1 protein-coding gene is annotated in these 667 nt (G+C 61.3%); it reads right to left on the bottom strand.

Features of this window, described 5'->3' with window-relative positions:
• Positions 1–606, bottom strand: a 606-nt coding sequence (locus NW837_RS12060) for a transporter substrate-binding domain-containing protein (RefSeq protein ID WP_414331837.1), incomplete at its 3' end; no start/stop codon positions are given.
• Positions 607–667: the final 61 nt, after the last annotated feature.

The following is a 667-nucleotide window of genomic DNA, read 5'->3' as shown; positions in this document are numbered from 1 at the left end:
TGCCAGCACCGAGCGATCTGCTGCCCACCCCTGCACCGCCCCTTTCAGGAGCAGTTCCGCCCCTTCTCGGTAGGAATCGACAGGCACCAACTCCACCCCTGGCAGGTATCGATTCAGCAGGGGAATGGCGCTGGAACCGCGCAAGACTGCAACGCGACCGCCCCGCAAGTCCGACCAGCTTTCCCAGTTGTGGGAACGAGCCACAACCAAGCTGGGGCCATCCTGATAGTAAGCAGAAGTGAACTCCACCTGGCGCGCCCGATCCGGGGTAATGCCGATCTGAGCAATGGCCAAATCCACCTGGCCGTCAGCCAGCACCTGCAGCCGCTCTACATTCGAGACCGGCACCAACTCCACAGCCTCTGCCGAGCCCAACAGGCGGGATCCCAGCTCTCGAGCCAGGTCGATCTCAAACCCCTGCAGCTCCCCTTGGGGAGTGCGAAACCCCAGCGGCCTCAGGTTGTCTTTTACGGCAACGCGCAGCCGTCCAGAATCCACAATCTCCGGCCAAGGACGAGCCACAGTAGGGATCCCTCTCCCCAGGCAGGCGAGGGCCAGAATGGCTGCCAGGAAGGACTTCTGGATAGCCGTCGGAACCTGATACATTCACGCTGAACTCTCCTGAACATGGTTCAGGAAAGAAGCGATCGCATCCTGCCTATCTCTG

Origin of the sequence: Synechococcus sp. R6-10 (assembly GCF_047461815.1) — a bacterium.
Classification (GTDB): domain Bacteria; phylum Cyanobacteriota; class Cyanobacteriia; order Thermostichales; family Thermostichaceae; genus Thermostichus.
The sequence above is the reverse complement of the archived record's forward strand: the minus strand, read 5'-3'. Positions and strand labels throughout refer to the sequence as shown.